Genomic DNA, 26,056 nt, shown 5'->3' with positions numbered 1-26,056 from the left:
GCATCACGCACCACGCGTTACGCGGCACGCTCACGCGCCTCGCAGCCGAGTCAGCAGACCGGTGCGGGGCGCGTCGCCGTGCGGGCCGGGGCCAGTCAGGGCAGCAGGGCGGCTGCGAACCTCTCGCGGTGGGCCGTGAGCCATTCCTGGACGCGGTCCCAGCGTTCCCAGCCGCCGCGATCGGACAGCGCCCGGAGGTAGCCGGGGTCACCTTCCGCCACGCGGGCGGCGACGAAGGCCCGGCAGGCCGCGGTCGCCTGTTCGATGACCTGGGGCAGTTCGGCGCGTTCCTGCGGCGAGAGGCCGTAGCTGTCGGCCAGGACGCGCAGGCGCGCCATGACATCCAGCCCGGCGGGGTACAGGGCCGACGCGGACGTGGGATCGAGCATCGGAACCCAGTAGCGGGCGGTCATGGCGACGTCCCACAGCGGCCGGCCGGGGGCCGCCAGGTCGAAATCGATCAGTGCGGTGGCCCGGCCGTCACGGAACACGACGTTCTCCGGGCACACATCGTTGTGGCACAGCAGCGTGCCGCCCTCCGGATCGGACAGCGCCCGGGGCCACTCCGCGCTCCTGTCGACCGGGATGCGCCCGCCGGCCTCGTGCAGGCGCCGCAGCAGGCTCCCCACCGACCTCAGCGCCGCCTCGGTCATCGCCCAGCGCGGGAACGGCGGCAGGGGCACGTCACCGTGGAGGTACGTCAGCCGCTCGCGGCCGTCCGCGGTGAGGGCGACCGGGGTCGGCGCCGCGTCGAAGCCCTGCTCATCGAGGGCGACGAGGTGGGCGTGCAGGGCGCGCGCCGTGCGCGGCGCCGGCCGCTCCACCACCGCACCACGACGGAAGACCGCGCCCACGTTCACCATGCCGCCGACCAGCGGCTCGCCGTCCGCCGACTCACCCTCGACTGTCACGCCGATCACGCTAGCGCCCGGTCGGCTGCCCGAACACGTCTTCCGCGGAGGAGGCCGTGGCGGCCCGTTCGAGCCACTCGCGCAGGCGCCCGGGTTCGGTGCAGTCGGTGATCTTCTCGCGCATCTCGTCGGTGACGACGATGCCGCGGACTTCGAGGATCAGCAGGAGGCTCTGCGCCTGGCCCAAGGTCTGGCCCTGGGCCTGGCCCTGCGCCAGACCTTGGGCGCGGCCTTCGTCCCGGATCTCTTCTGACATGAAGGATGTGTAGAAAGAGGTATCCACGGCCACCAGGTTCCTCCACTGTTGTGCGGCCGGGCGGTTGCCCAGGCCTTGAGCGGTGAGTTCGACGATGGGGTCGGCGATGTCCTCCGGCGCCTCCCGCAGCGCGGCGGACAGCGTTTTCAGTATGGCACCGACGTCCGGATTGTCGGCGTGCGTGATGGCGGCGAGCGTGGCGAGCGCGAGGTCCTTGCGGGCTTCGGCCACGTTCGTGATGACCGGCATGTTGTGCGGCCCCGCGACGAGGGGGTTGAGAGTAAGCGTCGGCCACTGACGGAGGCCGATGGTGAGTGGGCGGGCGGCCCATTCGGCGGTGGCGTGGTCCTGGCAGACGATCAGAAGCAGGACGGGCAGGCCGCCGTACCTGTTGTGCAGGTAGCTGACGTAGTAGGGCCAGCTTGTCGTCTTGCGCGGGTCCTTCTTGCCCTGGGCCTCGATGGCGAGCAGGAACGGCTCGTCGTCCCGCGTTTCGATGCGCAGGAGTGTGTCGACACGGCGTTCGACGGGCCGGGCCTCGGTGAGGTCGGTGGGCAGGACGGTGGCCGAGGTGGGCGGTGGGATGTCGATGCCCAGCACTTCGGACACACGGGAGAACAGGCCCGGGTACTCCTGGAAGATGCGGTGCATCGCCTCGTGCGGTGAGCTGACCATCAGGTCCGTTCGGATGGAGGGGCGGATGTGCGGCACGCGGCCTCCGGCTCACGATTCAGGTGGTGCCGGAAGCGGGCGGCGGTGAGGTATGGAATGTGCTGTGAGCATATGCCGCCCAACCCCTTTCAAATCCAGCCCAGTTGATACCTTTCACCCATGCGAGTGAGGGGAGGCGGGTGCCCGGCGACGGCCCCACTGCGGCATGATCGTGGCCATGGGACACCCTCATCTGCCGACAACCGAGGCCGCCGTCGCCGCTGTGCGCGAGGTCGCGCGCGCGTACAACCTGGAGGCGGAGGTCACCGACGACATCGGGGCGGACCAGACCTCCCGGCGCTCCTCGGCGGGCGCCTTCGCCGTGGTCGACGCGGACGGGGCGCTGCCGCACGAGGCGTTCGTGGAACTGGGCGGTACGCCCGCCGTCACCGTTCAGGTGTTTCCCGAGGACGACGCGAAGATCACCGTGGACGGGGTGGAGTTCAACGACATCCCCCGCGACTCCGTGCCCGCGTTCCTGCGTTCCGTGTACGGCGGGACGGCCCACGTGAAGGGGAAGCGCTTCCCGCCCGGCCGCTGGCTCGTCGTGCCGCTGCCGGGGGACGAGACGTACAAGGAGCTCATCGCGCGGACCATGCTCAGCTCCTGGCTCGTCCGCAGCACGCGCGGCTGAGGGGCTTCCCGGGGCCTGCTGTCAGCCGCGCGTCGCGCCTTCCCGGGTGCCGGGCCTGACGGCGGCGCCCGAGGGCAGCAGTCGCCCGCCCAGCAGGACCGCCCAGGCCGCGACCGTCAGCAGGCCGCCCAGGAGGAAGGTGCCCCGTACGCCGGAGTGCGCCAGGACCAGCCCGCCGAGCGCGGCGCCCGCCGCGATACCGGCGTTGTAGCCGCCGGAGTTGGCCGCCAGGGCCATGTCGGTGCGGCCGGGTGCGCAGCGCAGCATCTCGTTCTGCGTGGCCATGAAGACCGGGCCGAGCGCGCCGCCCGTCAGCGTCAGGAAGACCACCGCCGCAACCTGGTCGCCGCCCGTCGCGTACAGGCCGAGCATGCCCACCGCCTGGATGGCGACGGCGGCGGCCGTCACCGTCTGCGGGAAGCGGTCCAGCAGCAGCCCGGTGACGCCCACTCCGGCCAGGCAGGCGAGGCCGAACACCAGGAGCAGGAGGTTGACCGAGCCCCCGGAGAAGCCGCTCACGTCGCCCAGGAACTTCACGACGTACGTGTAACCCGCGAAGGCGCCGGTCGCGGAGAGGGCTCCGGCCGCCAGCACCGTGCCGAAGCGGCGCGCGTCGGGGCGGCTCCCGTACGCCGCGTGCCCCTCGTCCGGGCGGGAGGTCGGGAGCAGGACGGCGACCGTCACCAGGGAGACGGACCCCAGGGCCGCCACCACCGCGACCGGCACCTGCCAGCCGCTCTGCCGGCCCAGCCACGTCCCGGCGGGCACCCCGAGCACCAGGGCGAGTGAACCGGCCACGGACAGCGCCCCGACCACCCGCCCCCGCAGCCCCGGCCGGAACAGGCCCACCGCGACCGGTCCCATCACCGCCCAGAACAGGGCCTGGGCGAGCGCCGTCACCAGGCGGGCCGCGAGCAGCGGCCAGTAGGAGGAGGCCGCGGCCGCGACCAGGCTGGACACGACGAGCGCGGCCAGCAGGGCCGTGAGCACGTGGCGCCGGGGCATCGCCCGGGTGAAGTGCGCCAGTGGCAGGGACGCGACGGCGACCGTCACGCCGTAACCGGTGACCAGGTATCCGACGGACGGCAGGGACACGTGCAGGCCGTCCGCGATGAGTTCCAGGAGGCCGATCGGCAGGTTCTCAGCCGTGTTGAACGTGAACGCGGCCAGCATCAGGGCGGCGAGCACCGCCGGTCCTCTCCGATTCCTGGCGAGTGCGACGGTCACCTCGGCAGTGTGGCAGACAGCGGCGGACGCCGTCCGGCCCGGAGGTGCGGTCCCGGGGCGGGTGCGGTTCAACCGCTCCGAGGGCGGTGGCGTACCTTCCCTACCCATGACGGACATCTACGAGCCGCCCGGACTGGCCGAGTTGACCGGGCTGTTCGAGGCGCTGGGTGCCGGGGACGCGGTGGGCTGGGCGGAGTCGGAGGCCGAGGAGGGCATTCCGCAGCTGGCCCGGTTCCGGTTCCTGCGCATGGTCTGGCAGGACATCGACGCCTGGAGCGCGGCGGCGCCCGGCTGGGCCGAGGCCCGCCGGGAGGACGGCCCTGCGGGCGCGGCCGTCGAACGGGCGCTGCGGCTCGGGCTGACCCCGGCCGAACTCGGCGAGATAGCCCGGGAGATCGCGAAGGAGACCGCGTTCGGTCTGCTCCACGGACTGGGCGGGCCGGCGGACGGCGATCTGCCGCCCGGGACCGAGGCCCGGCTGCCCGGCTGGTGTCTGGCCGAACTGTCGCCCGACGGGCGGCCCACGGGGCGGGTGCTGCGCGCGCTCCACGAGGATCTGGACGAAGCGGAGCCGCAAGGCCCGGCCGGAGGTATCGCATGACCGCGTTCGACGTGAGTGAGCGGCGGATCTGGGAGGGGCGGGCCGAGAGCTACGCCCGGACCTTCGCCCGTCTCTGCGCCCATACGGTGCCCGCCCTGCTGGACGCCGCCGCCGTGGGCTCCGGGACCCGGCTGCTCGACGTGGGGTGCGGCAGCGGCAGCGTGACGGTCGCCGCCGTCGGCCGGGGCGCGGTCGTACGGGCCGTGGACGCCGAACGCGGCATGGCCGAGGCCACCCGGCGGGCCGCGCCCGGGGTGGAGGTGCGCATCGGGACGCTGCCCCAGCTCCCTTACCCCGACGGCGAGTTCGACGCGGCCGTGGCCAACTTCGTGCTCAACCACGTGGGCCGGCCGCTGGACGCGCTCGTCGAACTGCGCCGGATCACCCGCCCCGGCGGCAGGGTCGCCGTGACCATCTGGCAGATGCCCGGGGGCGCCGGCCGGGAACTGGTCGGACGGGCCGCCGAGGCGGCCGGACTGGTCCGGCCCGAATGGCTGGCCACCGTCGACGAGGAACACAACTTCCCGCGCACCGCCCCCGGGCTGGCGGCGCTGCTCACGGCGGCCGGGCTCAGGGACGTACGCAGCGAATCGCTGTCCTGGGAGCACCGGACCGACCCGGAGGAGTGGTGGGCGGGCCCCGCCGCCGGGGTCGCCGCGATCGGGCAGCTGGTCAACAGCCGGGGACCGGAGGGCGTGGCGGCGGCGAAGCGCGAGTACGACGTGCTGAGCGGGGAGTTCGCATCGGAGGGCGGCGACCTGGTCCTCCCGCACCTCGCGCTGCTGGCCCAGGGCAGGGTGTAGCGCCGGCGGGCCGCCGCGGCCCCCTTACCGGCCGGTGCGGCGGTCGAGGACCGGCCGCCGCAGCCCTCTTCCCCGCCGGTGCGACGTCCGAGGACCGGCCGCCTTCCCCTTGTCCGTCAGGGGTGTTCGCCGGCCGGAGCGGCGCCGCTGAGGTGGCGGGCCACTTCGGCAGGGTGGGTCAGCTGGGGGTAGTGCCCGGCCCCGGCGAGCTCGGTCACCGGGTGGACCGTGGCGGCGGTCAGCGGGTCGGCCGAGCCCACGACGATCCGGACCGGGACGGTCACCCGGTCCAGCAGGGCCCGCGACCTGTCGCGCGCGGCCGCCCCCGTACGCATGGCAGCCACCACCCGCCGCGCCACCCCGCGGCGGCGCAGGTCCGCCGCCGCGCTCTCGGCCGCCGGCCCGGCGGGGACGCCGAGGAACCGGGCCAGCCGGGCGGCGGACACCCGGCGCAGCAGCGCAACGGCGAGTGCCGAGCGGGTGAGCCGGGGCGGGGGCGCCTGGAGGAACGCGGGTGACACCAGGACGAGTTCGCTGACGCGGTCCGGATGGTCGACGGCGAAGCGCAGAGCGGGCCCGCAGGCCAGGGAGTGCGCGACCAGCGCCGGGCGGGTGCGGACCGGCTCCATCAGGCCGTCCAGCCAGGCGTCCACGGAACGGCGGCGCAGGGCGGGCAGCGCCGCGGCCCACTCGACCAGGTGGAGCGCCCCGGTGTACCGGCGCAACCGGGAGTGCCCCCGTGCGATCAAGAAGCCGAACCGCCGGCCCGTCCTGAGGACCCGGGCCAGACGAGACACGGTCCAGCCCGGCCGCTGGGCCCTCAACCAGACCACGAAGCCGAGGAGCAACCGCCGAGCCGGAAGACCGGTACTCAGGGAAACCCGAGCCCCGTCACCGCCTACGGATTAGGTGACGAGGGACCGAGGATGCCGATCGGTCCCTCGGCTCGGGCCCGGGCGAAGGCAGTGGGGGGCCTCTGGCAGCCCGAGGCCCCCACGACGGCGCCAAGGGCCGCGGCGCGTCGGGGCTGCGGGCTCAGGTCAGCCAATCCAGTCTCGGAATCGGGCGTGTGATGGTCCGCAGGCGCCGTCGGCCAAGGCGTCCTCGTAAGCCTGCCTGGCTACGGCTTCCATCTCTTCCGCCGAGGTGCCAGCGGACACGAGGGCCCCCGAGCCGACCGCTGAGTGGATCGTGCATCGCGGATAGACCGGCTGAACGGCGTACCACCCCAAGGCGACAACGGCAGCCAGCATGGCCAGGGTGATGAAGCGGCGTCTGGGTGTGCGGAAGAACGGGTTGATCACCTACGGATGGTACGGAGCTGCCTGACCCGCTGGCCCGCGCCCCACTCCGCACAGACGAGGCAACGATCCCCGCAGCTCTAAGGCAACTGCATTGCCCTGCGCAGGCCCCTGGCGGCCGGGACGGCGAACGGCCCCGCCCGGTGGGGCGGGGCCGTTCGCGGTGTGTCCGGCTCAGTCGCTGGAGACGGTGACCTTCTCGTCGTTGTTGAGCTGCTCGACCAGCTGCTTGACCTTGGCCTTGTCCCAGACCAGGTTGCCGCCCGTGGAGCCGGAGATCGGCATGTTCATCGACTTGCCGTCGCCGCCAGTGACGCCCTTCATGGCGAAGAACATCTGGCCCAGGTCCCAGAGCGACATGTCCTTGTCGACGACGAGCGTGTCCAGGCCGGCGCCCATCGTCGGGTACAGCTTGAACGGGTTGAGGATCGTCGACGGCGTAGCCGTCTGGTTCGCCAGCGCCGCGAGGAACTTCTGCTGGTTCTTCGTACGGTCCAGGTCGCTGGCCGCGAAGGCGTACCGGGTGCGGACGAAGGCGAGGGACTGCTCGCCGTTCAGCGTCTGCTTGCCCGCCTTGAAGTCCGCGCCCGAGTTCTTGTCCTTGAACGCCTTCGGGATGTCGAGCTCGACCCCGCCGATCGCGTCCACGATCTGGGCGAAACCGCCGAAGCCGATCTCGACGTAGTGGTCGATGTGCAGACCGGTGTTGAACTCAACGGTACGGACGAGCAGTTCGGGTCCGTCCTCGGCGTACGCGGCGTTCAGCTTGGTCGTGCGGCCCTTGCCCTCGTACTTCTTGCCGGAGTCGGAGCCGACGAACGAGGGGATCTCGACGTTCGAGTCACGCGGCAGCGAGACCAGCGTCGGGCCGTCGCCGCCGTCGTGCAGGATCATCATCGAGTCGGTCCGCTTGCCCTCGGCGGAGCCGGTGTGGAGCTTCTTCTTGTCCTCGGCGGTCATGCCCTCGCGGCTGTCCGAGCCGACGATCAGGTAGTTCGTGCCGTCGCCCGCCTTCGGCCGCTCGATGACCTTGGAGAGGTCGACGTCGCGCTTCAGCTTGGAGTCGGCCCAGAAGTACGTACCGATGGAGACGCCGAGCACCAGGACCACCAGGACCAGCGCGCCGATCTTGATCCGGCGCCGCCAGTCCGGCGCGGCCGCCGGGCGCCCCTGGACGTATCCGCCGTCGCCGGGACCGCCGCCCTGGCCCCCGCGCCCGCCGCCGTTGCTACCGCCGTAGACCTGGCCCGTGTTGTAGCCGCTGTCGTACTGCGGGCCGTCGTCGTAGCCGCCGGGCTGCTGCGGTACCTGCCGCTGTCTGGGCGGCGCGGAACGCCGCTGCGAGGGAGCGGGCTGCTGGGGCGGGACGGGGCGCTGGACGTGCGGCATCGCGCGGGCGCTCTCGGGCCGGTCGCTCGCGCTTCCCTGCCCGTAGCGGTTGCCGCCGCGGTTGTCGTCGTTCCAGCCCTCGGGCCAATCGTTCATGCCGTCCAGTGTGCAGGCCGGGCCCACTGCTATTACAGGGTGTAAGGGAAATCGGACCTCGGCTGTTGCGAAGCTGATGCATTGCGACGGCGTCGAAGCCCCCGCATAAGGTGGAGGGCATGACAGATCAGGCCCCGCGCCCGGAGGGCGACATTCCGGGCAAGCCGACCGCGGCCTCCCGGACCACCCTCAGCCACATCATGACCGGCAACGACACGAATCTGCTGGGCACGGTGCACGGTGGCGTGATCATGAAGCTGGTCGACGACGCGGCGGGCGCCGTCGCGGGCCGGCATTCCGGCGGCCCCGCCGTGACGGCCTCGATGGACGAGATGGTCTTCCTGGAGCCGGTCCGCGTCGGTGACCTTGTTCACGTCCGCGCCCAGGTGAACTGGACCGGCCGCTCCTCGATGGAGGTCGGCGTCCGCGTCATGGCCGAGCGCTGGAACGAGTCGACCCCGGCGCAGCAGGTCGGCAGCGCCTACCTGGTGTTCGCGGCGGTCGACGCGGACGGCCGTCCCCGCGCCGTACCGCCGGTGATCCCGGAGACCGAGCGTGACAACCGGCGCTACCAGGAGGCGCAGATCCGCCGTACGCACCGGCTGGCCCGGCGCCGCGCGATCCGGGAACTGCGCGAGAAGCGCGCCGCCGACGGCATCGAGGACTGAGGGGCCCGGGGCTCGCGGACCGAGAGCCACGGACCACGGGCCGCTGTTACATACGGGGGCTCACGGGCAGGTCACCTCGTCGCCCGTGACGGCCCCGAACCTGCTCGGATCGGGCTCCTCGGCCCGGACCCGCTCCACCTTCGCGTAGTCCGCGCCCGCGGTCACCTTCATCGTCGGGCCCTGGCCCTTCACCGCCTTCAGCTCCGCCCCCGGCAGCGCCGCCGCCAGCGACTTCGCGGACCGGTCCCAGCGCGGGTCGTACGTGACCAGGGTGTGCTTGAGATCGCGCAGCTCCGCGTTGAGCGGGGCCCTGGTGGTGTCGAAGCCGGTGCCGTGCAGCGCGGTGTCGACCGTGCCGCCGAGGCCGTCCTTCGGGGTCCCGTTGTAGACCTGGACCCGGATCTGCTGCGGCGGCACGTCCACCTTCTTCGCCGGGGCCTGCTCGGGCCGCTTCACCGTGAGCGGTTTGTCCTCGCGCAGCGCCTGGAACAGCTGCTTCGACTTCGTGGGGTCCCACTTCACGGTCGAGCCGATGCCCTTGACCGGGAAGGCGACATCGCTCATCGGCACCGAGGTGAATTCGGAGGAGGCCGCGGAGAAGCCCCGCATCGCCTGGCCGAGGTCGAGCATCTGCTGCGTGTCGAAGCCCTTGTCGGCCCGTACCGACTTCAGCATCGTCGAGGCGACCTCGCGGAATTTCACCGGGTTCAGCAGCACCCCGCTGCTGGTCGCCTGCTTGATCAGCGAGGCCATGAACTTCTGCTGGCGCTGCATGCGGCCCAGGTCTGCGGCGCCGTCGATGTGCCGGGAGCGTACGTACTGGAGGGCCTGGCCACCGTCCAGGTCATGGGTGCCGGCCGCGAGGTCGAGACCCGTGTAGGAGTCCTTCATCGGCCGGGTGGTGCAGATCTGCACCCCGCCCAGGGTGTCGACCGTCGTCATGAAGCTGGTGAAGTCGACCTCCAGGTAGTGGTCGACCTTGACGCCGGTCATGTGCTCGACCGTCCGCACGGTCAGACCGGGCCCGCCCTCGGCATAGGCGGCGTTCAGCTTCACCGGATGGGCCGCGTGCTCCTCGCCGGTGTTCCGGTCCCGGTGCTCGGGGATCTCGGCGTAGCTGTCGCGCGGCAGGCTGACGATGCTGGCGCGCTTCTTGTCCGCCGACAGGTGCACCAGCATGATCGTGTCGGTGCAGTGGCAGGGCGCACCGCCCAGCCGGTACTTCGCCTTCTCCTCCTTGGTGATCCGGTCGCGGCCGTCCGTGCCGACCAGCAGCAGGTTCATGCCGTGACCGCCCGCGGGCCGGTTCTTCATGTCCTTGAACGGGTCGATCCGGTCGATCCCGTTCTCCAGGTTCGTCACGACGGCATGGCCGATGCCGCCGGCCCCGAGGACCAGCACGGACAGGCCGGTCGCCATCCGCATGCCCCAGCGTGGTCTCTCGTCCTGCTTTCTTGGCCGCCTGCGCTGCGGGGGAGCGGCGCGTGGCCGGGGCGGACGGGGGGAGCGGTGCGGCGTGGGCACGGGGGGACACCTCCGCGGTGCAAGGGGGACCTGTCGCACGGTAGGCCCATACGATCTGCATCCCGGTCCGCGACCCGGCGGCGCGCGCCGGGTTCCCCCATTCGCGGTAACGTGGCGGCCGAATATCGCCGCCTGGTGGGGTTCGGACCCCCGGCGCCCCCGAGGACCCCCCGAGGACCACATGTCTGCCGCGCAGCACCCCGCCGTCTCCGTGATCATGCCGGTGCTCAATGAGGAGCGCCATCTCAGGAACTCCGTCCGGCACATCCTGGAGCAGGAGTACGACGGTGAGATGGAGGTGGTGATCGCGCTCGGCCCGTCCACGGACCGCACCGACGAGATCGCCGCCGAACTGGTCGCCGAGGACCCCCGGGTCCACACCGTGCCGAACCCGACCGGCCGCACCCCCGCCGCGCTCAACGCCGCGATCAAGGCCTCCAGCCACCCGGTCGTGGTGCGCGTCGACGGGCACGGGATGCTCTCGCCGAACTACATCGCGACCGCCGTCCGGCTCCTGGACGAGACGGGCGCGCAGAACGTCGGCGGCATCATGCAGGCCGAGGGCGAGAACGCCTGGGAGGACGCCGTCGCCGCGGCCATGACCTCGAAGATCGGCGTCGGCAACGCGGCCTTCCACACCGGTGGCCAGGCCGGACCGGCCGAGACCGTGTTCCTGGGCGTCTTCCGCCGGGAGGCCCTGGAGAAGGCCGACGGGTACAACATCGAGTTCATCCGCGCCCAGGACTGGGAACTGAACTTCCGCATCCGGGAGGCCGGCGGCCTGATCTGGTTCTCGCCCGAGCTGCGGGTGCAGTACCGCCCCCGCCCCTCCGTCCGGGCGCTGGCCAAGCAGTACAAGGACTACGGCCGCTGGCGCCACGTCGTCGCCCGCTACCACTCCGGCTCGATCAACCTGCGCTACCTGGCCCCGCCGACCGCCGTCGTCGCCATCGCGGCGGGCATCGTCGTCGGCGCCGCGGTCACCCCGTGGGCGCTGCTCGTCCCGGCCGGGTACGTCGCGGCCATCGCCGCCGGATCGGTCCCGGCCGGCAAGGGACTGCCGCTGAAGGCGCGGGCACAGATCCCGGTGGCGCTGGCCACCATGCACATGTCGTGGGGGTACGGCTTCCTGACCAGCCCGCGCTCGCTGGCGAAGCGCGTCATCGCCAGCCGCCGCCCGGCGGTCAGCGAGCCGGGCACCCCGGTGGCCTGAGCACGGCCGCACAGACGTGGGGGGGGGGGGGGGGGGGGGGGCCGGCGCCCCCCCCCCCCCCCGCGCGCCCCCCCCCCCGGCCCCCCCCCCCCCCCCCCGCGGGGGGGGGGGGGCGGGCCCCCGCCCCCGCCCGCCCCGCCGCCCCCCCCGGCCCCCCCCCCCCCCCGACCCCCGGGGGGCGGGGGCCCCCCCCCCCGGGGGGGCCCCCCCCGCCCCCCCCCGCGGGGGGGGGGCCCCCCCCCCCGCCCCGCCCCCCCCCCCCCACGTTCGTACCCGCGGACTCGCGGACGGACCGCTACATCTGGCGGTAGGGCCAGTACACGTCCATGCACTCGTCCGTCTTGGCACCGTTGACCGACTCGGTGTCCTCCAGCGGGTCGCTGTCGTCCGCCGCGGCCTTCGGGAACGTGGACCCCGTCCGCCAGTCCGAGCCGACCGTGAGCGTCAGCCCGGCCCCGTCCGGGGTCTCCTTCACGGCGCTCGTCGGCATCGAGAGCGCCTTGGCGACCGACAGCGCGTCCGACCTGCCCTGTGCGCCGGAGCTCTTCGGATAGGTCACCTCGGTCGTTCGCGCCGAGCCGGGATCGGGCGAGGCGTCCGCCTCGGTGAAGCCCTTGGCCTTCAGCAGGTCCCGGACGACCCCGGCACGGCCGTCGGTGGCCGCCTGCCCGTCGCCGGAGGTGCCGTTGACAACGGTCACACCGAGGGAGGCGGGAGCGCCGGCCTTCGGTCCGGCCGCCGCCTTCTTCTTCGCCTTGGCGCGGTCCTTCGGGTCGAGCGACTGGTCGTCCCGGATCAGCCCCCAGAGCTTGTCCGCGGAGCCCGGCTTCGGCAGCACGTGGGCCTCGGGGTCCTCGGGGTCCTGGATCCGAGGCATCGTCAGCATGTTCATCTTGTCCAGCGGCACGTTCTTCAGCTGCATGCCGAGGTCGAACAGCTTCTTCACCGTGCCGATCTCCTCGGAGACCTGGAGCGACTTCGTCCCGGTCTCGGCGAGGTTCATCAGCCGTCCGGTGTCCGTGAACGCGTTCTGGCTCTTCAGCTCACGCAGGACCGAGTTCAGGTACATGTGCTGCGCCTTGGACCGGCCGATGTCGCTCTCGAAGGCGTGCCGGGTACGCAGCCACTTCAGCGCGTCCTCGCCCTTGATCTTGTGCCGGCCCGCCGTCAGCCTCAGGTGGGAGCCACCGGGCACACCGGGCTTGGACACGTCGTTGACGTTCTGCTTCACACAGACCCAGGCGCCGCCCACGGCGTCCGCCATGTCCACCACACCCGCGAAGTCGACCATCATCCAGTGGTCGATGTAGACCCCGGTGAGCTTCTCCCAGGTGTCCAGGGTGCAGCCGGGGCCGCCGCGCAGCGTCTCGTTGATGATGCCGTTGCTGGCGGGGTACTTCTGGTGGGTGTCGGGGTTCTCGCAGGCGGGGATGTCGACGCGGGTGTCGCGCGGGATGCTGACGACCGAGGCGTTCTTCCGGTCGGCCGAGACGTGGAGCAGCATCTGCACGTCGGCCAGCGGTGTGCCGCCCACGCTCTCCTTCGACCCGCCGAGCTTGAGGTTCTCCTTGCTGTTGCGGCTGTCGGAGCCGATCAGCAGTAGGTTCAGCGGGGTCTGGCCCGCGGCGTTCGGCGCGGTCTTCTTCGCCGCGCTGTTGCCCGCGCTGCGCGCCCCCTTGCGGAGGTTGCCGTTCAGGTGCTCGTACCAGAGATAACCGGCGGCGCCGGTGCCGAGTATGACGAAGGCGAGGGAGAAGGCGATCCAGCGCAGCACCCGCCGCTTCTTCGTCCGGCCGGCGCGGCGGGAACGCCCCCGGCGCCCGCCGTGGCCGCCGGCGCGGCGGCTGCCGCCCCCGCCCTTCTCGGCGCGACGGCTGCCGCCGCCTTCCCCCTCGGCCTTCGGGGCGTCGCCCTTCCCGTCCTCGTAGAGAGCGTCGTCCCAGCCGAGTTGCCCGGCATGCCGGACCCGTGGCCGTGTTCCCTCCCCTGGCGTGCTGCTCCGTCCCACCGGGACCCCCCTGCTGCTCAGACTCGCGATATCGCGCAGTGACCCGGTGTCACTTGGCGCACTCTGCCTTGTCGGCACTGGCCTTCGGAATGTCGATCTTGGCCGGGCCGGTGATGGGGGTGCCCGCGGCCTTGAAGTCCGCCCCCAGTGTCAGCACCATCGCCTGGAGCCCCTCGGCATCGGTGGTGCCCTTCTTGAGCGACGATCCGGGGAGCCCCATCATCGCGGCGAGCGCCCGCGCCTGGTCCGCCTGGTTCGGGGCGTACGCGAGCGTCGTCTTGGCGGCCTTCGCCGGGGCGTTGGCCTTGTTCGTGGACTTGAGGACGCCCTTCTCGTTCTGCAGCCAGGTCACGGTCTGCTGAGCGGCTCCGGGGATCCCGCCGCCGTTGTAGACGTCGACGCGTACGTCGCCGGCCGCGGCCTTGGTGCCCTTGAGGAGCGCGTCCTGCTTGCCCTTGGCCGCCTTCTTCTGCGCGGCCACCTCGGTCAGTGAGGTGTCGGCCTGCATCATCGAGAACAGCTGCGGAGCCTTCACCGGGTCCACCACGACCGTGATCGGCTTCGGCTCGGCCGGGTTGTCGATCACCGGAAGCGTGACGAACGAGATGTTCTTCGTGTCGATCTTCGTGAGTTCCTTGGCCAGCGAGGTCAGCTTCGGCACCGAGCCGATGGCCTTGTCGACCGTCAGGGCCTTCGTCGCCGCGTCCGCGAGCTTGAACAGCTTCGTCGGGCTGGTCAGCGTGTCGTCCGACTTCATCTGCCGGATCATCGAGCCGATGAACTGCTGCTGGACCTTGATCCGGTCCAGGTCGCTGCCGTTGGCGAAGCTGTGCCGGGTCCGCACGAACGCCAGCGCCTGCTCGCCCTGGATGGTGTGCTCGCCCGCCGAGAGGTCCAGATGCGAGTCGGCGTCCTTGACCGGCTTAGCGAGGCAGACCTTCACGCCGCCGACCGCGGTGGACAGCTCCTTGACCGCGTTGAAGTCGACCATCATGAAGTGGTCGACCTTGAGGCCGGTGAGCTCCTTGACGGTCTCCATCGTGCAGCCCGGGTCGCGTCCCTCCTGGCCGAGGCTGACGTTGAACCGGATGTTCTCGGTGCCCGGGATGACCTTGTCCGAGCCGTCCGGCTGCCTGGACTTGCATTCCGGGATGTTGGTGACGAGGTCGCGGGGGATGCTCAGCGCCGTGGCGTTGGTGCGGTCCTTGGAGACGTGGAACAGGATGTTGGTATCGGCATGGCCGGTACTGCCCTTGTCGCCGTAGCCCTCGTTGCCCTTGCCGGTCCGCTTGTCCGTACCGATGACCAATATGTTGAGGGGCGCGTTGGCCGTGGCGACGTCCTTGTTGCCGGCGTCGCCGATGTCCACGGTGTTCAGGTTGCCGTTGAAATGCTGATACAGCACGTAACCGCCGACCGAGACACCGACGAGCAGGAAGGCCATCACGCCGCCCGTCCAGAGCAGCGCCTTCTTGCGGCGGGCCTTGGGAGCCTTGCGCTTGCGGCGGCCGGCGCCGTTCTCGTTCGAGGACGGAGACGAACTCTCCTGGCCGCGGCTGTCCTGTCCGCGGGCCGAACGACGGCCGCCCTGCCTGGGCACTTCGCGGCTCGGACCGGCACCGCGTCCGCCGCCGTCGCGCGGGGAGTCCCGTCGCCGGCCCGCGTCGTCACGGCCGGCGCCCTCACGGCCGGCGTCTCTGCGCCGGGCGCCGCGAGGTGCCGGAGTGGTCGGGGCGCCGCCCGAATCCCCTCCGGATTGGTGCAGTCGCAGTTCGTAGTCGCCGGTGTCCGGGTTGAGGACCCATTGGTCTGCGGGATCGATGTCTTCCGCCCGCCCACGGCCTTGTGCATCCACGGTTGCTTGAGTCCTCCGTCGGTGCCACGCGAGGCGCCTCCCCCGATAAGGCGCTCAATCTTTCGCTCCGGAAGTGCTCGGCCCGAGGGCCCGGAGCAACCGGATCGCGTCACACTATCCGTCCGGTTCGGCGCCGAGCGATGGGCGTGACATATTCCACGGCCCTTACAACCGGGCATTCTTCCCATTGCACGCCGAACGTTGATGTCTGCTTGGTGATTGCTTTACTGCTTGCACAGGTCGGTCGCGGCGTTGTTACCCGAATAGGTGGGTGTGGGGCTTGGGCTCCGGGCGCCCGATGCCCCGTCCGCGGGTTCGCCCGACCGGTTCTTGCTGTCTTCATCCTGTGAATGTTCCGAACCCTCCCCGTGGCCGGTGTTCCCGCCGTCGTCGCCGTTGAGCTGATCCGCGGGAACCACGGTGAGCGGCTTGTCGTCGCGCAGTTGCTTGAAGAGCCTGTCCGCATCGGGCTGTACCAGTTCGTCCCGGTTCCGGTTGGCCGCGTACGGCTGTCGAGGAACGGTCAGGAACTGAACCTTGTCGGTCGGTACGTTGCGCATGCCGCGTACCAGTTCGTACAGGTCCTTCAGGGTGTCCAGCCCCGGGTCCGTGGTCAGCGCCTTCGTCGCCGCGTCCAGGACCGGGTAGAGCCGGGTCGGGTTGAGCAGTACGCCGTTGCTCTGCGCCTTGTTGACGAGCGCGCCCAGGAACTGCTGCTGGCGGTCCATCCGTTCGGTGTCACTGCCGTTGCCGATCGACTTGCGCACCCGTACGTAGCCCAGCGCCTGCTCGCCGTTGAGCTTCTGGCGGCCCGCCGGGAGCTTGAGGTGGGCCGCGCTGTCGTTGATCGGGTCCTTGAGGCAGATCTCCACGCCGTTCACGGCGTCGACCATGTCCTTGAAGCCGTTGAAGTCGACGACCATGTAGTGATCGATGCGGACGCCCGTCATCTTTTCGACGGTCCGGATGGTGCAGGCGGTTCCACCGAACTCGAAAGCCCAGTTGAACTGGGCGAATTGCGGTCTGCTGACAGTTTTGTCCTGCTTGTGGCAGGCCGGGATGTTCGCCATCAGGTCGCGAGGGATGGACATCGCGGTGGCGCTTTTCCGGTTCGCGGCCAGGTGCAGCAGGATCGTGGTGTCCGAACGCTGGCTGCCGCCGTCGTCGCGGCCGTACTTGCGGTTGTCCCCGGCCCGGCTGTCGGAGCCGATGAGCAGGATGTTCTCCGCGTCATGGACGACGGACGCGGGGCGCTCCTTCTCGTACGCCTTGAGTTCGGCGGCCGCGGAGGTGTCCGTCTTGATGTTGCCGTCGAGCTTCTTGTACAGCCACCAGCCGGCGCCCGCCGCGACGAGGACGACGAACGAGGCCCCCAGCGCGGTCCACCGCAGCCAGTGCCGCTTGCGCTTGACGGTGATGTCGAGGGTCGGGCCGGCCCCCGGCCCCTCGGGCGGCGACCCGTCCGGGGCCCCGGCGCCGTTCCCGCCGCCCGAGCCGCCCCCGGCCCCGCTGCCCGAGCCGCTGCGGGTCTCGCCGCCCGGGGTGATCGCGGGGGTGTTCTCCGGGGAACCGTCGGAGGCGTCCCCCGAAGTGTTCCCGGGGGCATCCCCCGAGGTGTTCCCGGAGACGTTGTCCGAGGGGTTCTCCGGCGCGGGCTTCCCGCCGCGCTCCGCGCCGGGCGATCCGTCCGGCGTCTGGTCCTCGCCCGCAGCCGAGTCGTCGGGGTCGGCCGGAGTGCCGGCACTTTCGGTCACGTCTGCGTCCATCCTTCACGTTCGGCGGCGCGATGGGCCGCCGGTTGCAGAAGTAGACGGCTGAACCTCACGCTTGGTTGTGCCTTGAGTGGTCTGTACCGCAGATCATGTACCGGAGTTGACGTATCGCCCGGAGGGCTCGGCCCACGATGGGCCGGACGGGTGGCCCTCGGACCGCTTGTCGTACCGCGGCGCCCCGTCTCCCGCGCGGAGCGCCGCCGTACCGGCCGCCGTCACACCGTCAGGGTGACCCGCTCGCTCTCGACGCGCTGCGCCAGCCCGTCCGCACCCAGCTCCCCGAGATGCCGGCACAGCACCACGGAGCCCCCGGTCGCCAGCGGAGCGAAGAGCCCGGCGCTGAGGCCGTCCCAGGTGCCGTACGTACGCCCCGAGAGCAGCCGCGATCCGGCACCCAGGCCCAGCCCCGCACCGTCCGCGCGAGCCCGCGCGACCAGCTCCGCCGAACTGAGCGCGACCTCGCCCACGGTCAGCGCCGGCGCGTCCGGGTCCACCGGGGCGAACGGGGCGAACCGGTCGCCCTGTCCGGGCACCTCCACCGCGTAGTCCGCGAAGCCCTCGGGCGGCTGCGGGAACCTGCCGCCCATCGGGCGCAGCGCCAGCGCGATCCGCTCACCGCGGCAGGCCCGCGCCGTGTCCAGGGTGTCCGGTCCGGTGACGACGAGATCGGCGGCGGCCGGGTCGCCGCCCACCTCCGCGACGACGCCGACCGAGGAACAGGCGAGCAGCCAGACCGCGGACTGCCAGTGCGCGGGGAGCAGCAGGGCGAGCCGGTCGCCGGGCTCGGCGGCGAGATCGCCCTGCAGCAGATTGGCGGTCTTGGCCACCCAATTGGCGAAGGTGGCCACCGACAGTTCCACGCGTTCTCCGGTGGCGTCGTCGTAGAAAGTGACCATGGGGCGGGCCGGGTCCGCGGCAAGCGCGGAACGCAGCAGGTCGGCAGGGGTGCGGTCGCTGGCGTTCATCCGCGCAAGGGTACGTGGCGGTGGCGGGCCGGGCGGGGCGCCGCGGGTGACCCGTACACCGGTTCGGCAGACGGGCCGTCAATTGCCGGAAGAAACACCGGTCGCCGGAGTTGTCCAATTGTGCGAAGGATCATCTGTATGCGTGCCTTCATTGCATCCTCCATCGGTGTCACCTGCGCGGCAGCTCTCGCGCTGCCGCTCGCCGCGCCCGCCGGCGCCGCCTCCGACACCCCCGCCCACTCGACCACCGCGGGCTCCGTGCCCGCCGAGGCGTCAGAACCCGCCGCACTGGCCGGTTCGACGCAGTCGCTGGCCCTGTCCCCCCTGTCCACCGCCTCCGCGCGGGCCCCCGGTGAACCCGTGCCGGTGGCCGGCGGGCAAGGGCTGACCGAGCGCGACGTCCACCCGTTCTCCATGGTCGGCGTCGTCTGGGACGACGTGGACACCGAACTCCACGGCACCGCCCAGGTCCGTACCCGCTCCACCGGCACCGGCCGGTGGTCCGGCTGGCAGGACCTGGAGACGCACAACGCCGAGCACTCCGCCGACCCCGGCACCGCCGAACGCGCGTCGAGCGCCGTCCGAGGCGCCACCGCCCCGCTCTGGGTCGGCGCGTCCGACGGCGTCGAGGTCCGGGTGGACCCCGGGGCCCCGGACACGGCCGGCACCCGTGACGCCTCCGCCGGCCCCGTACCGCTGCCCGCCGGGCTGCACCTCGAACTCGTCGACCCCGGCAAGGACCCGCAGGAGCTCCCCGACACCGGTGCCGCGGGGGCCGACCGCGCCGCGGTTCAGGGGGCCACCGCACTCCCCGCCCTGAGCAGGTCCGCGACCGACGCGGCAGCCGGCTACGCCCCGGGCGCCAAGCCGTACATCGGACCCCGCCCGCGCATCATCACCCGCAAGGGCTGGGGCGCCGACGAGAAGATCCGCGAGAAGGCCTTCGCCTACACCAAGACCGTCAAGGCGGCCTTCGTCCACCACAGCGCCACCGGCAACAACTACAGCTGCTCCCAGGCGCCCGCGGTGCTGCGCGGCATCTACCGCTACCACGTCAAGAGCAACGGCTGGCGGGACATCGGCTACAACTTCGCCGTCGACAAGTGCGGAAACATCTACGAGGGCCGGGCCGGCGGCGTGACGAAGGCCGTCATGGGCGCGCACACCCTCGGCTTCAACACCAACACCATGGGCATCGTGGTGCTCGGGAGCTTCAGCGGCACCAACCCGCCCGCCGCTTCGGTCAACGCCGTCGCCAAGCTCACCGCCTGGAAGCTCGGCCTCTTCAAGGCCAACCCGAAGGGCAAGGTGACGCTGGTCTCGGGCGGAAGCAACAAGTACAAGAAGGGAAAGAAGGTCACACTCAACGTCATCTCAGGTCACCGGGACGGTTTCGCAACCGAATGCCCCGGAGCGCGTCTCTACAAGAAGCTCGGCACGACCCGGACCAGCTCGGCCCGGCTCCAGGGCCGCTGACCCGGAAGGAGCCGAGGGCACCGACCGCGCCCGGGGCCTGCTGCGGGCTGCTGGCCGAGGACACCCCGTCCGGTCTGCATACACTGGCCAGCCGAAGAAGCCGGTGTCCGATCCCCGCTGGGCCCGGGTGGGGATCGGACACCGGCTTCTCACCCGGCCCGGCCCCAGCAGGAAGCAGAGACAGTGCTGTGACAGAGGCAAAAGAAGCGATTCTCCTGGTCGGTGGCAAGGGAACCCGGCTGCGCCCGCTCACGGTGCACACCCCGAAACCCATGGTTCCGGCAGCGGGCGTCCCCTTCCTCACGCACCAGCTGGCGCGTGCACGGGCCGCCGGGGTCGAGCACATCGTCCTCGCGACGTCGTACCTGGCGGAGGTCTTCGAGCCGCACTTCGGCGACGGTTCCGAGCTCGGCCTCCACATCGAGTACGTCACCGAACGCGAACCGCTCGGCACCGGCGGCGCCATCCGCAACGTCGCCGCACGGCTCACCTCAGGGCCGGACGAACCGGTCCTCATCTTCAACGGCGACATCCTCACCGGCCTCGACATCCGGGCACTGGTCACCTCGCACGCCGACTCCGGGGCGGACGTCTCGCTCCACCTCACCCGGGTCGAGGACCCGCGCGCCTTCGGCCTCGTACCGACCGACGGCACGGGCAGGGTCACCGCGTTCCTGGAGAAGCCGCAGACCCCCGAGGAGATCGTCACCGACCAGGTGAACGCGGGCGCGTACATCTTCCGCCGGTCGGTCATCGACACCATCCCGGCCGGCCGCCCGGTCTCCGTGGAGCGCGAGACCTTCCCCGGACTGCTCGCTTCCGGCGCACATCTCCAGGGCATGGTCGACTCCACGTACTGGCTGGATCTGGGTACCCCGCAGGCCTTCATACGCGGCTCCGCCGACCTGGTGCTCGGCCGCGCACCCTCCCCGGCCGTCCCCGGCCGGTGCGGCGACCGGCTCGTGCTGCCGACCGCAACCGTCGCTCCCGACGCCAAACTCACCGGCGGCACGGTCATCGGCGCCGACGCGGTCATCGGCGCGGGCGCCAGGATCGAGGGCTCCGCCGTGCTGGCGGGCGCGATCGTCGAACCCGGCGCGGTGATCACCGACTCCCTGGTCGGCGCGGGCGCCAGGATCGGCAGCCGTACGGTGCTGGCCGGCGCGGTCGTCGGCGACGGGGCCAAGGTCGGCGCCGACAACGAACTGCGTGACGGCGTCCGGATCTGGTGCGGGGCACATCTGCCCGCCGCGTCGGTCCGCTTCTCCTCGGACGAATGACCGGGGCGAGCCGCTCTCCCAGCACACCCCGATTGGCCGGAATCAGCCGTACCCTCGACAGGCACCCCCGACTACCGAGGACCTCACCCGTGGCAGGACGATTCGCTCCCCGCAGCGCCCCCCACGCGGCCGTCCCGCGCCAGGTGACGACGCCCGAACCGGCGGCGCTGACCCGCGACTGGACCCCGCCGGGCCGGTTCGACCTGCGGCTCGTCCTCGGCCCGCTGCGCCGGGGCCCCGCCGACCCCACCTTCCGGATGTCCGCCGACGGCTCCGTCCGCCGCGCCAGCCGCACCCCCGCGGGCCCCGGCACCCTCCACGTCGTCGCCCGCGAAGGACGGATCGAGGCGGCCGCCTGGGGGCCCGGCGCGGCCTGGCTCCTCGACCAGCTGCCGACGCTGCTGGGCGCGTCCGACGAACCGGAGGCCTTCACCCCGCGCCACCGGCTGCTCGCGGTGACCCATCACCGGCGGCCGGGCCTGCGGCTGCTGCGCACCGGCCTGGTCATGGAGTCCCTGATCCCGTCGGTCCTGGAACAGAAGGTCACCACGGACGAGGCGTACCGCGCGTGGCGCCTCCTGGTCCGCAAGTACGGGGAGCCCGCGCCGGGCCCGCAGGAGTACGGCCTCTACGTCATGCCGGACGCCCGCACCTGGTCGCTGATCCCGTCCTGGGAGTGGCACCGGGCGGGCGTGGACAGCAAGCGCTCGGCGACGATCCTGCGCGCGGTCCGGGTGGCCCGCCGCATGGAGGAGGCCGCCGCCATGGAGCTGACCGAGGCGATGGCCCGCCTCCAGGTGATCCCGGGCATCGGGCCCTGGACGGCCGCCGAGACCCTGCAGCGCTCCAACGGCGACCCGGACGCGGTGACGGTGGGGGACCTCCACCTGCCCGGCATCGTCGGTCACGCGCTGGCCGGCAACCGGAACGCCGACGACGAGGAGATGCTGACCCTGCTGTCCCCCTACGAGGGCCAGCGCCACCGGGCCACCCGCCTGATCATGCTCTCCGGCAACACCCCGCCCCGCCACGCCCCAAGAATGACAAGAGGCGACATCGCCCGCCTGTAGGCCCCGCAGCCAGTTCAGGCCCGTCCGGCCAGTTCAAGCCCGTCCGGCGATTGAGGACCCGGGGTCCGGGGCAGAGCCCCGAAGCCAGCCCCCGCCGCCGCACCCCGCACCGCACCCGTACACACCGCCCCCCAAAAAAGGGCGGCCACAGCCTCACCGCACCGCGACGAACGCCTCCGCGTCCCGAACCCCCCGCGCCGGAGGCGCCCCCGCGGCCCGCCCCACCGCCACCGCGCCCAGCGGATCCCACGACGCCGGCAGCGACAGCACCTCCCGTACGACATCGCGGCAGAACATCGTCGAGGACACCCACGCCGACCCCAGCTGCTCACCCGCCAGCGCGACCAGGAAGTTCTGGATCCCGGCACCGGCGGCGACCACGAACATCTCGCGCTCGGCCATGTCCCGCCGCTCGTCCCCGTACGTGTGGGAGCCGTCCATCACCAGGCACGGCACCACCAGATACGGCGCCCGGCGCAGCACATCGCCCCGCCGCACCCGCTTGGCGACCGACTCCTCGCTCTTCCCGTCACGCCGCAGATCCGCGATCCACGCGTCCCGCATCGCGTCCAGCAGCCGGGTCCGCGACTCGGGGGACTCCAGCAGCACGAACCGCCACGGCGTCGTGTGGTGCGGCGCGGGCGCCGTCACCGCCGCGGCCACGGCCCGCCGCACCGCACCCGGGTCCACCGGCTCGTCGGTGAACTCGCGCACCGTGCGCCGCTGGGTCATCGCCTCCCGTACCGCCTCGGACGTGCCCAGCCGGAACATGTCATCGGCCGCGACCCGCACCATCGCCCGCGCACCGCCGTCCTCGGCCGGGTCCACGACATGGCCGAGCCCGCGCACCACCGCCACCGGCAGCCCGTTCGCCTTGCCCTTGACCAGGTCACCGGCGGAGGCCAGCTCGTCGGCGGTGGCGACCACGGTCGCGCTCAGCGGATTGCCGTGCGCGTCGCTCCCGCCCCGCAGATCGTCCAGCACCCGCACCCCGGCCGCCCCGATGGCGACATCGGTCAGCCCGTTGCGCCACGGGCGCCCGAAGGTGTCCGTGACGACGACGCCGACCTCGACGCCGAGCGTGTCCCGCAGCCCGTCCCGGATCGCCCGCGCCGAGGCGTCGGCGTCCTCGGGCAGCAGCAGGACCGTTCCGGCGGGGGTGTTGGAGGCGTCGACCCCGGCCGCGGCCATGACCAGGCCCTGCCGGTTCTCCACGATCCGCAGCGTGCCGCGCCGGGCCACCACCCGTACCGTCTCGGCGTCGATCGCCGCCTCCCGGTCGGTGGCCTCGACGATCCGGCCCTCCGCCTTGGAGACGATCTTCGAGGTGACGAGCAGTACGTCACCGTCGACGAGACCGGGCCCGGTGGCGGCGATCAGCTTCGCGAGGTCGTCCCCGGCCCGCACCTCGGGCATCCCGGGCAGCGCCCACACCCGGAACGCGGGCGCGGCGTCCGGGGCCGTGCTCATGCCCGTACCTCTTCCGCGAGGACCAGCGCCTGCCGGGCCATCTCGGCGGTGGCGGCGACATCGGTCATCATCAGCGGTACGCAACGGCAGCGGATGCCCGCGGACTCCACGTCGTCCACCGCGCCCGCGTCCACGGTGTCGACGAGCCACCCGTCGAGCAGCCCGGAGCCGTAGTGCTGCGCGACCGCCGCGGCCGTCGACTCCACGCCCACCGCGGCGAGCACCTTGTCGGCCATCCCGCGCACCGGCGCGTCACCGACGATGGGGGAGAGGCCGACGACCGGCACCCCGGCCTCGGCGATGGCCTCCCGGATACCGGGCACGGCGAGGATCGTCCCGATGGACACGACGGGGTTCGACGGCGGGAAGAGGATGACGTCGGCCGAGGCGATCGCCTCCAGGACACCGGGCGCCGGCTTGGCCTGCTCGGCACCGACGGGCACGATCGCCTGCGCCGGGACGGAGGCGCGCAGCTTCACCCAGTACTCCTGGAAGTGAATGGCCCGGCTCTCGCCGTCGGAGTCGACCGCCACATGCGTCTCGACCCGGTCGTCGGACATCGGCAGCAGCCGGACCCCCGGCTTCCAGCGCGCACAGAGGGCCTCCGTGACGGCGCTCAGCGGATAGCCCGCGCCGAGCATCTGGGTACGGACGATGTGGGTCGCGAAGTCACGGTCGCCGAGCCCGAACCACTCGGGCCCCACGCCGTAGGCCGCGAGTTCCTCCTTGACGTGGAAGGTCTCGTCGGTACGGCCCCAGCCCTGGTCCTCGTTGATGCCACCGCCGAGGGTGTACATCACGGTGTCGAGGTCGGGGCAGACCTTGAGTCCGAACAGATGGATGTCGTCACCGGTGTTGCCGATCACCGTGATGTCCGCGTCGGGCGCGGCCTCCTTGAGGCCACGCAGAAAACGAGCACCACCGATACCGCCGGCCAGAACCACAATGCGCATGCGGACAGTTTGTCAGGCGAGGAGCGCTGCCCGGCAGTGGGCCACCGACGGGCCGGCAGCGGCGGGCTGTCAGGCGGTGGCGGTGGCCGAGGCCGCGGCGCACCGGGCGGAGTGCATCGGCATGTCGGTCAGGCCCGGGTAGTAGATGTGCAGGCTGACGGCCGGTTCGAGGGAGTCGTTGACCACCTCGTGGACGTAGCCGGGCGCGAAGACGCGCTGGGCGCCGGAGCCCAGTGCCCGCTTCCCGCGGTCCGTACGTTCTGTCAGTTCGCCGTCCAGCACGGTCAGTACGCCGGAGGACAGGCCGTGGTCGTGCAGCCCGCTGCCCTGGCCCGGGACCCAGCTGAGCAGCCAGGCGTCGTACCCGGGAAGGCTGAGCAGCCGGTGGTACCAGCGGGTGGTGGCGTCGTACCGGACGAGCGGGGCCCACCGGGAGCGGTCGGCCGCGATGGAGCGGGCGAGCCCGGCGAACTCCGCCACCGTGGCGGGGTGCTCACGGGCGGGACGCAGGAGGTGCTGGACCTCGAGGAGGTCGCCGGCGATCTGGAGGTCGCTGTTCATGGGTGCGGTGGTTCCTCGGCAGGAGTGCACGCGAGTGCGGGTGCGGTCTGGGTGCAGGGGTGTCGCGAGGACCGACGGGACCGGGTGGCCTACGGGCCGTGCAGGCCGCAGGTGAGGGTCCGGGGGTCCGGGATGAGCTGTGTCGGGCTGGAGCGCGAGGGCTTCAACAGCTGAGACAGCTGGAACAGCAACAGCGAGCCTGAACAGCGCTACGGAACCCACGGACGTGGGTGACGTGCATCGCTGAGGTCACTGGCATGACATCAAGGACAGCCGGAGAACCTCCGGCTGTCAACTCAATGCCCGATTTGAGGCTAATGTTTCACCTCATCCGGTTGCTCCGAGCGGAGAAAGGTTTGTGCAGCGCTCATCGGGGAGATGTGGCGCAACAGAAGCACTCGCAAACGTGGTTGCGATCCCGTGACCCGACTGTGATCTTGATCGCTTCAGTGATCGAATCGCAACGTGCCCACCCTCTGTGGAGTTCCTGTCTGTGACGGGTGGATCGGGGATGGGTGCGCGAGGAGGCCCATGGCATATGTCAGGTTTTTGGTTATTTGAACACTTACCGCATAGGCTTGGTGCCGCAGAGTGAATACCGGGCCCAATAGCAGATCTGCGCTTGACTGGCACGAAGCTACACACTTGTAATTTCACTCGTGTCGTTCGGCCGATTCGATAACGGCCGCATCACGGGGACGCAAGAGACAGACGAGGGGCGCACATGACCGAGCTGTTCCAGCAACTGCTGGTCGAGGACGCGGACGAGGAACTCGGCTGGCAGGAGCGCGCGCTGTGCGCCCAGACCGACCCTGAGTCCTTTTTTCCTGAGAAGGGCGGATCCACCCGCGAGGCGAAGAAGGTCTGCCTCGCCTGTGAAGTCCGGTCCGAATGCCTTGAGTACGCACTCTCCAAAGACGAGCGATTCGGCATCTGGGGCGGTCTTTCCGAGCGCGAGCGACGACGACTGAAGAAGGCCGCGATCTGACCAAGGCCGCGATCTGAACCACCTGGCCCGAGCGCCTGACCCGAAGACCCTGAGCCGGCGCCGGAGAAGCCGGACTCCGGGGAGTGGACCGCTCCCCGGCCGCGCCACCCGCCCCGGCCGCCCATGGCCCGCCGCCTGCACCCTGCCCGCAGGCGGCGGGCCATTGCCATGCCCGGCGCACCGCCCCGGCCGCCGCCCCCACCGCCCTCGTTCAACCGCTCCGCGCCACCCCGGTTATCCGTACCGTTAGTGTGGGGCCCCGTCCGAGACGCGCCAACGACCCGACAGGGCGCGCGTGTACACCGATGCAGCCCCCGGGGGTAC

The 26,056-nt window shown here is 71.7% G+C and carries 23 protein-coding genes; 9 read left to right on the top strand and 14 right to left on the bottom strand.

Annotated features, from left to right (window positions below):
- Window positions 1-95 precede the first annotated feature (95 nt).
- Together ACGFU6_RS35805 and ACGFU6_RS35800 are read right to left on the bottom strand one after the other, a co-directional pair.
- Window positions 96-863, bottom strand: a complete 768-nt coding sequence (locus tag ACGFU6_RS35805; RefSeq protein ID WP_393616761.1) for a phosphotransferase — start codon at window positions 861-863, stop codon at window positions 96-98.
- A 58-nt stretch (window positions 864-921) separates the two neighbouring features.
- Complete coding sequence (locus ACGFU6_RS35800; protein WP_393616760.1) at window positions 922-1,842, bottom strand: hypothetical protein; 921 nt, start codon at window positions 1,840-1,842, stop codon at window positions 922-924.
- A 214-nt stretch (window positions 1,843-2,056) separates the two neighbouring features.
- On the opposite strand from ACGFU6_RS35800, the gene ACGFU6_RS35795 reads away from it, so the two are divergent.
- Window positions 2,057-2,512: a hypothetical protein gene (locus ACGFU6_RS35795; protein ID WP_393616735.1), complete on the top strand. Its 456-nt coding sequence runs from the start codon at window positions 2,057-2,059 to the stop codon at window positions 2,510-2,512.
- A gap of 21 nt (window positions 2,513-2,533) precedes the next feature.
- On the opposite strand, the gene ACGFU6_RS35790 is transcribed toward ACGFU6_RS35795, so the two are convergent.
- Window positions 2,534-3,685, bottom strand: a complete 1,152-nt coding sequence (locus ACGFU6_RS35790) for an MFS transporter (RefSeq protein ID WP_393616759.1) — start codon at window positions 3,683-3,685, stop codon at window positions 2,534-2,536.
- A gap of 160 nt (window positions 3,686-3,845) precedes the next feature.
- Between ACGFU6_RS35790 and ACGFU6_RS35785 the strand changes: the two genes are divergently transcribed.
- Together ACGFU6_RS35785 and ACGFU6_RS35780 are read left to right on the top strand one after the other, a co-directional pair.
- Window positions 3,846-4,340 carry a hypothetical protein gene (locus ACGFU6_RS35785; RefSeq protein ID WP_393616734.1) on the top strand — a complete coding sequence of 165 codons (495 nt, stop codon included), beginning with the start codon at window positions 3,846-3,848 and terminating at the stop codon, window positions 4,338-4,340.
- Window positions 4,337-5,143: a class I SAM-dependent methyltransferase gene (locus tag ACGFU6_RS35780; RefSeq protein WP_393616733.1), complete on the top strand. Its 807-nt coding sequence runs from the start codon at window positions 4,337-4,339 to the stop codon at window positions 5,141-5,143. The genes ACGFU6_RS35785 and ACGFU6_RS35780 overlap by 4 nt, the downstream gene beginning before the upstream one ends.
- 116 nt (window positions 5,144-5,259) lie before the next feature.
- Here ACGFU6_RS35780 and ACGFU6_RS35775 read toward each other — a convergent pair whose 3' ends face one another.
- The 3 genes from ACGFU6_RS35775 to ACGFU6_RS35765 form a co-directional block, all read right to left on the bottom strand.
- Window positions 5,260-5,940, bottom strand: coding sequence for an alpha/beta fold hydrolase (locus ACGFU6_RS35775; protein WP_393616732.1), 681 nt, complete (start codon window positions 5,938-5,940; stop codon window positions 5,260-5,262).
- A gap of 243 nt (window positions 5,941-6,183) precedes the next feature.
- Window positions 6,184-6,447, bottom strand: coding sequence for a hypothetical protein (locus ACGFU6_RS35770; RefSeq protein WP_393616731.1), 264 nt, complete (start codon window positions 6,445-6,447; stop codon window positions 6,184-6,186).
- Window positions 6,448-6,618: 171 nt separating this feature from the next.
- Complete coding sequence (locus ACGFU6_RS35765) at window positions 6,619-7,929, bottom strand: LCP family protein (protein ID WP_393616730.1); 1,311 nt, start codon at window positions 7,927-7,929, stop codon at window positions 6,619-6,621.
- A gap of 119 nt (window positions 7,930-8,048) precedes the next feature.
- On the opposite strand from ACGFU6_RS35765, the gene ACGFU6_RS35760 reads away from it, so the two are divergent.
- A complete protein-coding gene (locus ACGFU6_RS35760; protein WP_123525656.1) occupies window positions 8,049-8,597 on the top strand; it encodes an acyl-CoA thioesterase in 549 nt (182 codons plus the stop codon).
- Between the two features lie 60 nt (window positions 8,598-8,657).
- Here the strand turns inward: ACGFU6_RS35760 and ACGFU6_RS35755 are convergent, their stop codons facing one another.
- Complete coding sequence (locus ACGFU6_RS35755; protein WP_393616729.1) at window positions 8,658-10,022, bottom strand: LCP family protein; 1,365 nt, start codon at window positions 10,020-10,022, stop codon at window positions 8,658-8,660.
- Window positions 10,023-10,302: 280 nt separating this feature from the next.
- On the opposite strand from ACGFU6_RS35755, the gene ACGFU6_RS35750 reads away from it, so the two are divergent.
- Complete coding sequence (locus ACGFU6_RS35750; protein WP_393616728.1) at window positions 10,303-11,334, top strand: glycosyltransferase family 2 protein; 1,032 nt, start codon at window positions 10,303-10,305, stop codon at window positions 11,332-11,334.
- A 295-nt stretch (window positions 11,335-11,629) separates the two neighbouring features.
- Here ACGFU6_RS35750 and ACGFU6_RS35745 read toward each other — a convergent pair whose 3' ends face one another.
- The 4 genes from ACGFU6_RS35745 to ACGFU6_RS35730 form a co-directional block, all read right to left on the bottom strand.
- Window positions 11,630-13,342 carry an LCP family protein gene (locus tag ACGFU6_RS35745; RefSeq protein ID WP_393616727.1) on the bottom strand — a complete coding sequence of 571 codons (1,713 nt, stop codon included), beginning with the start codon at window positions 13,340-13,342 and terminating at the stop codon, window positions 11,630-11,632.
- A gap of 49 nt (window positions 13,343-13,391) precedes the next feature.
- A complete protein-coding gene (locus tag ACGFU6_RS35740) occupies window positions 13,392-15,197 on the bottom strand; it encodes an LCP family protein (protein ID WP_393616726.1) in 1,806 nt (601 codons plus the stop codon).
- 224 nt (window positions 15,198-15,421) lie between these two features.
- Window positions 15,422-16,951 carry an LCP family protein gene (locus ACGFU6_RS35735; protein ID WP_393616725.1) on the bottom strand — a complete coding sequence of 510 codons (1,530 nt, stop codon included), beginning with the start codon at window positions 16,949-16,951 and terminating at the stop codon, window positions 15,422-15,424.
- Between the two features lie 233 nt (window positions 16,952-17,184).
- The gene (locus tag ACGFU6_RS35730) at window positions 17,185-17,934 is read right to left on the bottom strand and encodes a TIGR03089 family protein (protein ID WP_393616724.1); all 750 of its coding nucleotides are present in this window, start codon (window positions 17,932-17,934) and stop codon (window positions 17,185-17,187) included.
- Window positions 17,935-18,072: 138 nt separating this feature from the next.
- Here ACGFU6_RS35730 and ACGFU6_RS35725 point away from each other — a divergent pair, with 138 nt between their 5' ends.
- From ACGFU6_RS35725 to ACGFU6_RS35715, 3 genes are all read left to right on the top strand, one after another.
- Window positions 18,073-19,410, top strand: a complete 1,338-nt coding sequence (locus ACGFU6_RS35725) for an N-acetylmuramoyl-L-alanine amidase (protein WP_393616723.1) — start codon at window positions 18,073-18,075, stop codon at window positions 19,408-19,410.
- Between the two features lie 188 nt (window positions 19,411-19,598).
- Window positions 19,599-20,690 carry an NDP-sugar synthase gene (locus ACGFU6_RS35720; RefSeq protein ID WP_123525664.1) on the top strand — a complete coding sequence of 364 codons (1,092 nt, stop codon included), beginning with the start codon at window positions 19,599-19,601 and terminating at the stop codon, window positions 20,688-20,690.
- A gap of 89 nt (window positions 20,691-20,779) precedes the next feature.
- Complete coding sequence (locus ACGFU6_RS35715; RefSeq protein ID WP_393616722.1) at window positions 20,780-21,760, top strand: DNA-3-methyladenine glycosylase family protein; 981 nt, start codon at window positions 20,780-20,782, stop codon at window positions 21,758-21,760.
- Window positions 21,761-21,913: 153 nt separating this feature from the next.
- Here ACGFU6_RS35715 and ACGFU6_RS35710 read toward each other — a convergent pair whose 3' ends face one another.
- The 3 genes from ACGFU6_RS35710 to ACGFU6_RS35700 all read right to left on the bottom strand — a co-directional run bounded on the left by ACGFU6_RS35710 (window position 21,914) and on the right by ACGFU6_RS35700 (window position 24,744).
- On the bottom strand, window positions 21,914-23,230 hold the full coding sequence (locus tag ACGFU6_RS35710; RefSeq protein ID WP_393616721.1) for a coenzyme F420-0:L-glutamate ligase: 1,317 nt from the start codon (window positions 23,228-23,230) through the stop codon (window positions 21,914-21,916).
- Window positions 23,227-24,183 (bottom strand): 2-phospho-L-lactate transferase, encoded by a 957-nt coding sequence (cofD, locus tag ACGFU6_RS35705; protein WP_393616720.1) that lies wholly within the window; start codon window positions 24,181-24,183, stop codon window positions 23,227-23,229. Before cofD ends, ACGFU6_RS35710 begins: the two co-directional genes overlap by 4 nt.
- Window positions 24,184-24,252: 69 nt before the next feature.
- Window positions 24,253-24,744 (bottom strand): cysteine dioxygenase, encoded by a 492-nt coding sequence (locus ACGFU6_RS35700; RefSeq protein ID WP_393616719.1) that lies wholly within the window; start codon window positions 24,742-24,744, stop codon window positions 24,253-24,255.
- Between the two features lie 724 nt (window positions 24,745-25,468).
- Here ACGFU6_RS35700 and ACGFU6_RS35695 point away from each other — a divergent pair.
- Window positions 25,469-25,732 (top strand): WhiB family transcriptional regulator, encoded by a 264-nt coding sequence (locus ACGFU6_RS35695; RefSeq protein ID WP_024494319.1) that lies wholly within the window; start codon window positions 25,469-25,471, stop codon window positions 25,730-25,732.
- Window positions 25,733-26,056: the final 324 nt, after the last annotated feature.

The organism is Streptomyces sp. NPDC048462, from assembly GCF_043200175.1.
Lineage (GTDB): Bacteria > Actinomycetota > Actinomycetes > Streptomycetales > Streptomycetaceae > Streptomyces.
Note: the sequence above shows the minus strand (reverse complement) of the source record. Positions and strands in the feature narration are given on the sequence as shown.

Coding starts and splice junctions, on each gene's coding strand:
- ACGFU6_RS35805 (WP_393616761.1), bottom strand. CDS start 863: ATGGTGAACGTGGGCGCGGTCTTCCGTCGTGGTGCGGTGGTGGAGCGG.
- ACGFU6_RS35800 (WP_393616760.1), bottom strand. CDS start 1,842: ATGGTCAGCTCACCGCACGAGGCGATGCACCGCATCTTCCAGGAGTAC.
- ACGFU6_RS35795 (WP_393616735.1), top strand. CDS start 2,057: ATGGGACACCCTCATCTGCCGACAACCGAGGCCGCCGTCGCCGCTGTG.
- ACGFU6_RS35790 (WP_393616759.1), bottom strand. CDS start 3,685: ATGCTGGCCGCGTTCACGTTCAACACGGCTGAGAACCTGCCGATCGGC.
- ACGFU6_RS35785 (WP_393616734.1), top strand. CDS start 3,846: ATGACGGACATCTACGAGCCGCCCGGACTGGCCGAGTTGACCGGGCTG.
- ACGFU6_RS35780 (WP_393616733.1), top strand. CDS start 4,337: ATGACCGCGTTCGACGTGAGTGAGCGGCGGATCTGGGAGGGGCGGGCC.
- ACGFU6_RS35765 (WP_393616730.1), bottom strand. CDS start 7,929: ATGAACGATTGGCCCGAGGGCTGGAACGACGACAACCGCGGCGGCAAC.
- ACGFU6_RS35760 (WP_123525656.1), top strand. CDS start 8,049: ATGACAGATCAGGCCCCGCGCCCGGAGGGCGACATTCCGGGCAAGCCG.
- ACGFU6_RS35755 (WP_393616729.1), bottom strand. CDS start 10,022: ATGCGGATGGCGACCGGCCTGTCCGTGCTGGTCCTCGGGGCCGGCGGC.
- ACGFU6_RS35750 (WP_393616728.1), top strand. CDS start 10,303: ATGTCTGCCGCGCAGCACCCCGCCGTCTCCGTGATCATGCCGGTGCTC.
- ACGFU6_RS35730 (WP_393616724.1), bottom strand. CDS start 17,934: ATGAACGCCAGCGACCGCACCCCTGCCGACCTGCTGCGTTCCGCGCTT.
- ACGFU6_RS35725 (WP_393616723.1), top strand. CDS start 18,073: ATGCGTGCCTTCATTGCATCCTCCATCGGTGTCACCTGCGCGGCAGCT.
- ACGFU6_RS35710 (WP_393616721.1), bottom strand. CDS start 23,230: ATGAGCACGGCCCCGGACGCCGCGCCCGCGTTCCGGGTGTGGGCGCTG.
- cofD (WP_393616720.1), bottom strand. CDS start 24,183: ATGCGCATTGTGGTTCTGGCCGGCGGTATCGGTGGTGCTCGTTTTCTG.
- ACGFU6_RS35700 (WP_393616719.1), bottom strand. CDS start 24,744: ATGAACAGCGACCTCCAGATCGCCGGCGACCTCCTCGAGGTCCAGCAC.
- ACGFU6_RS35695 (WP_024494319.1), top strand. CDS start 25,469: ATGACCGAGCTGTTCCAGCAACTGCTGGTCGAGGACGCGGACGAGGAA.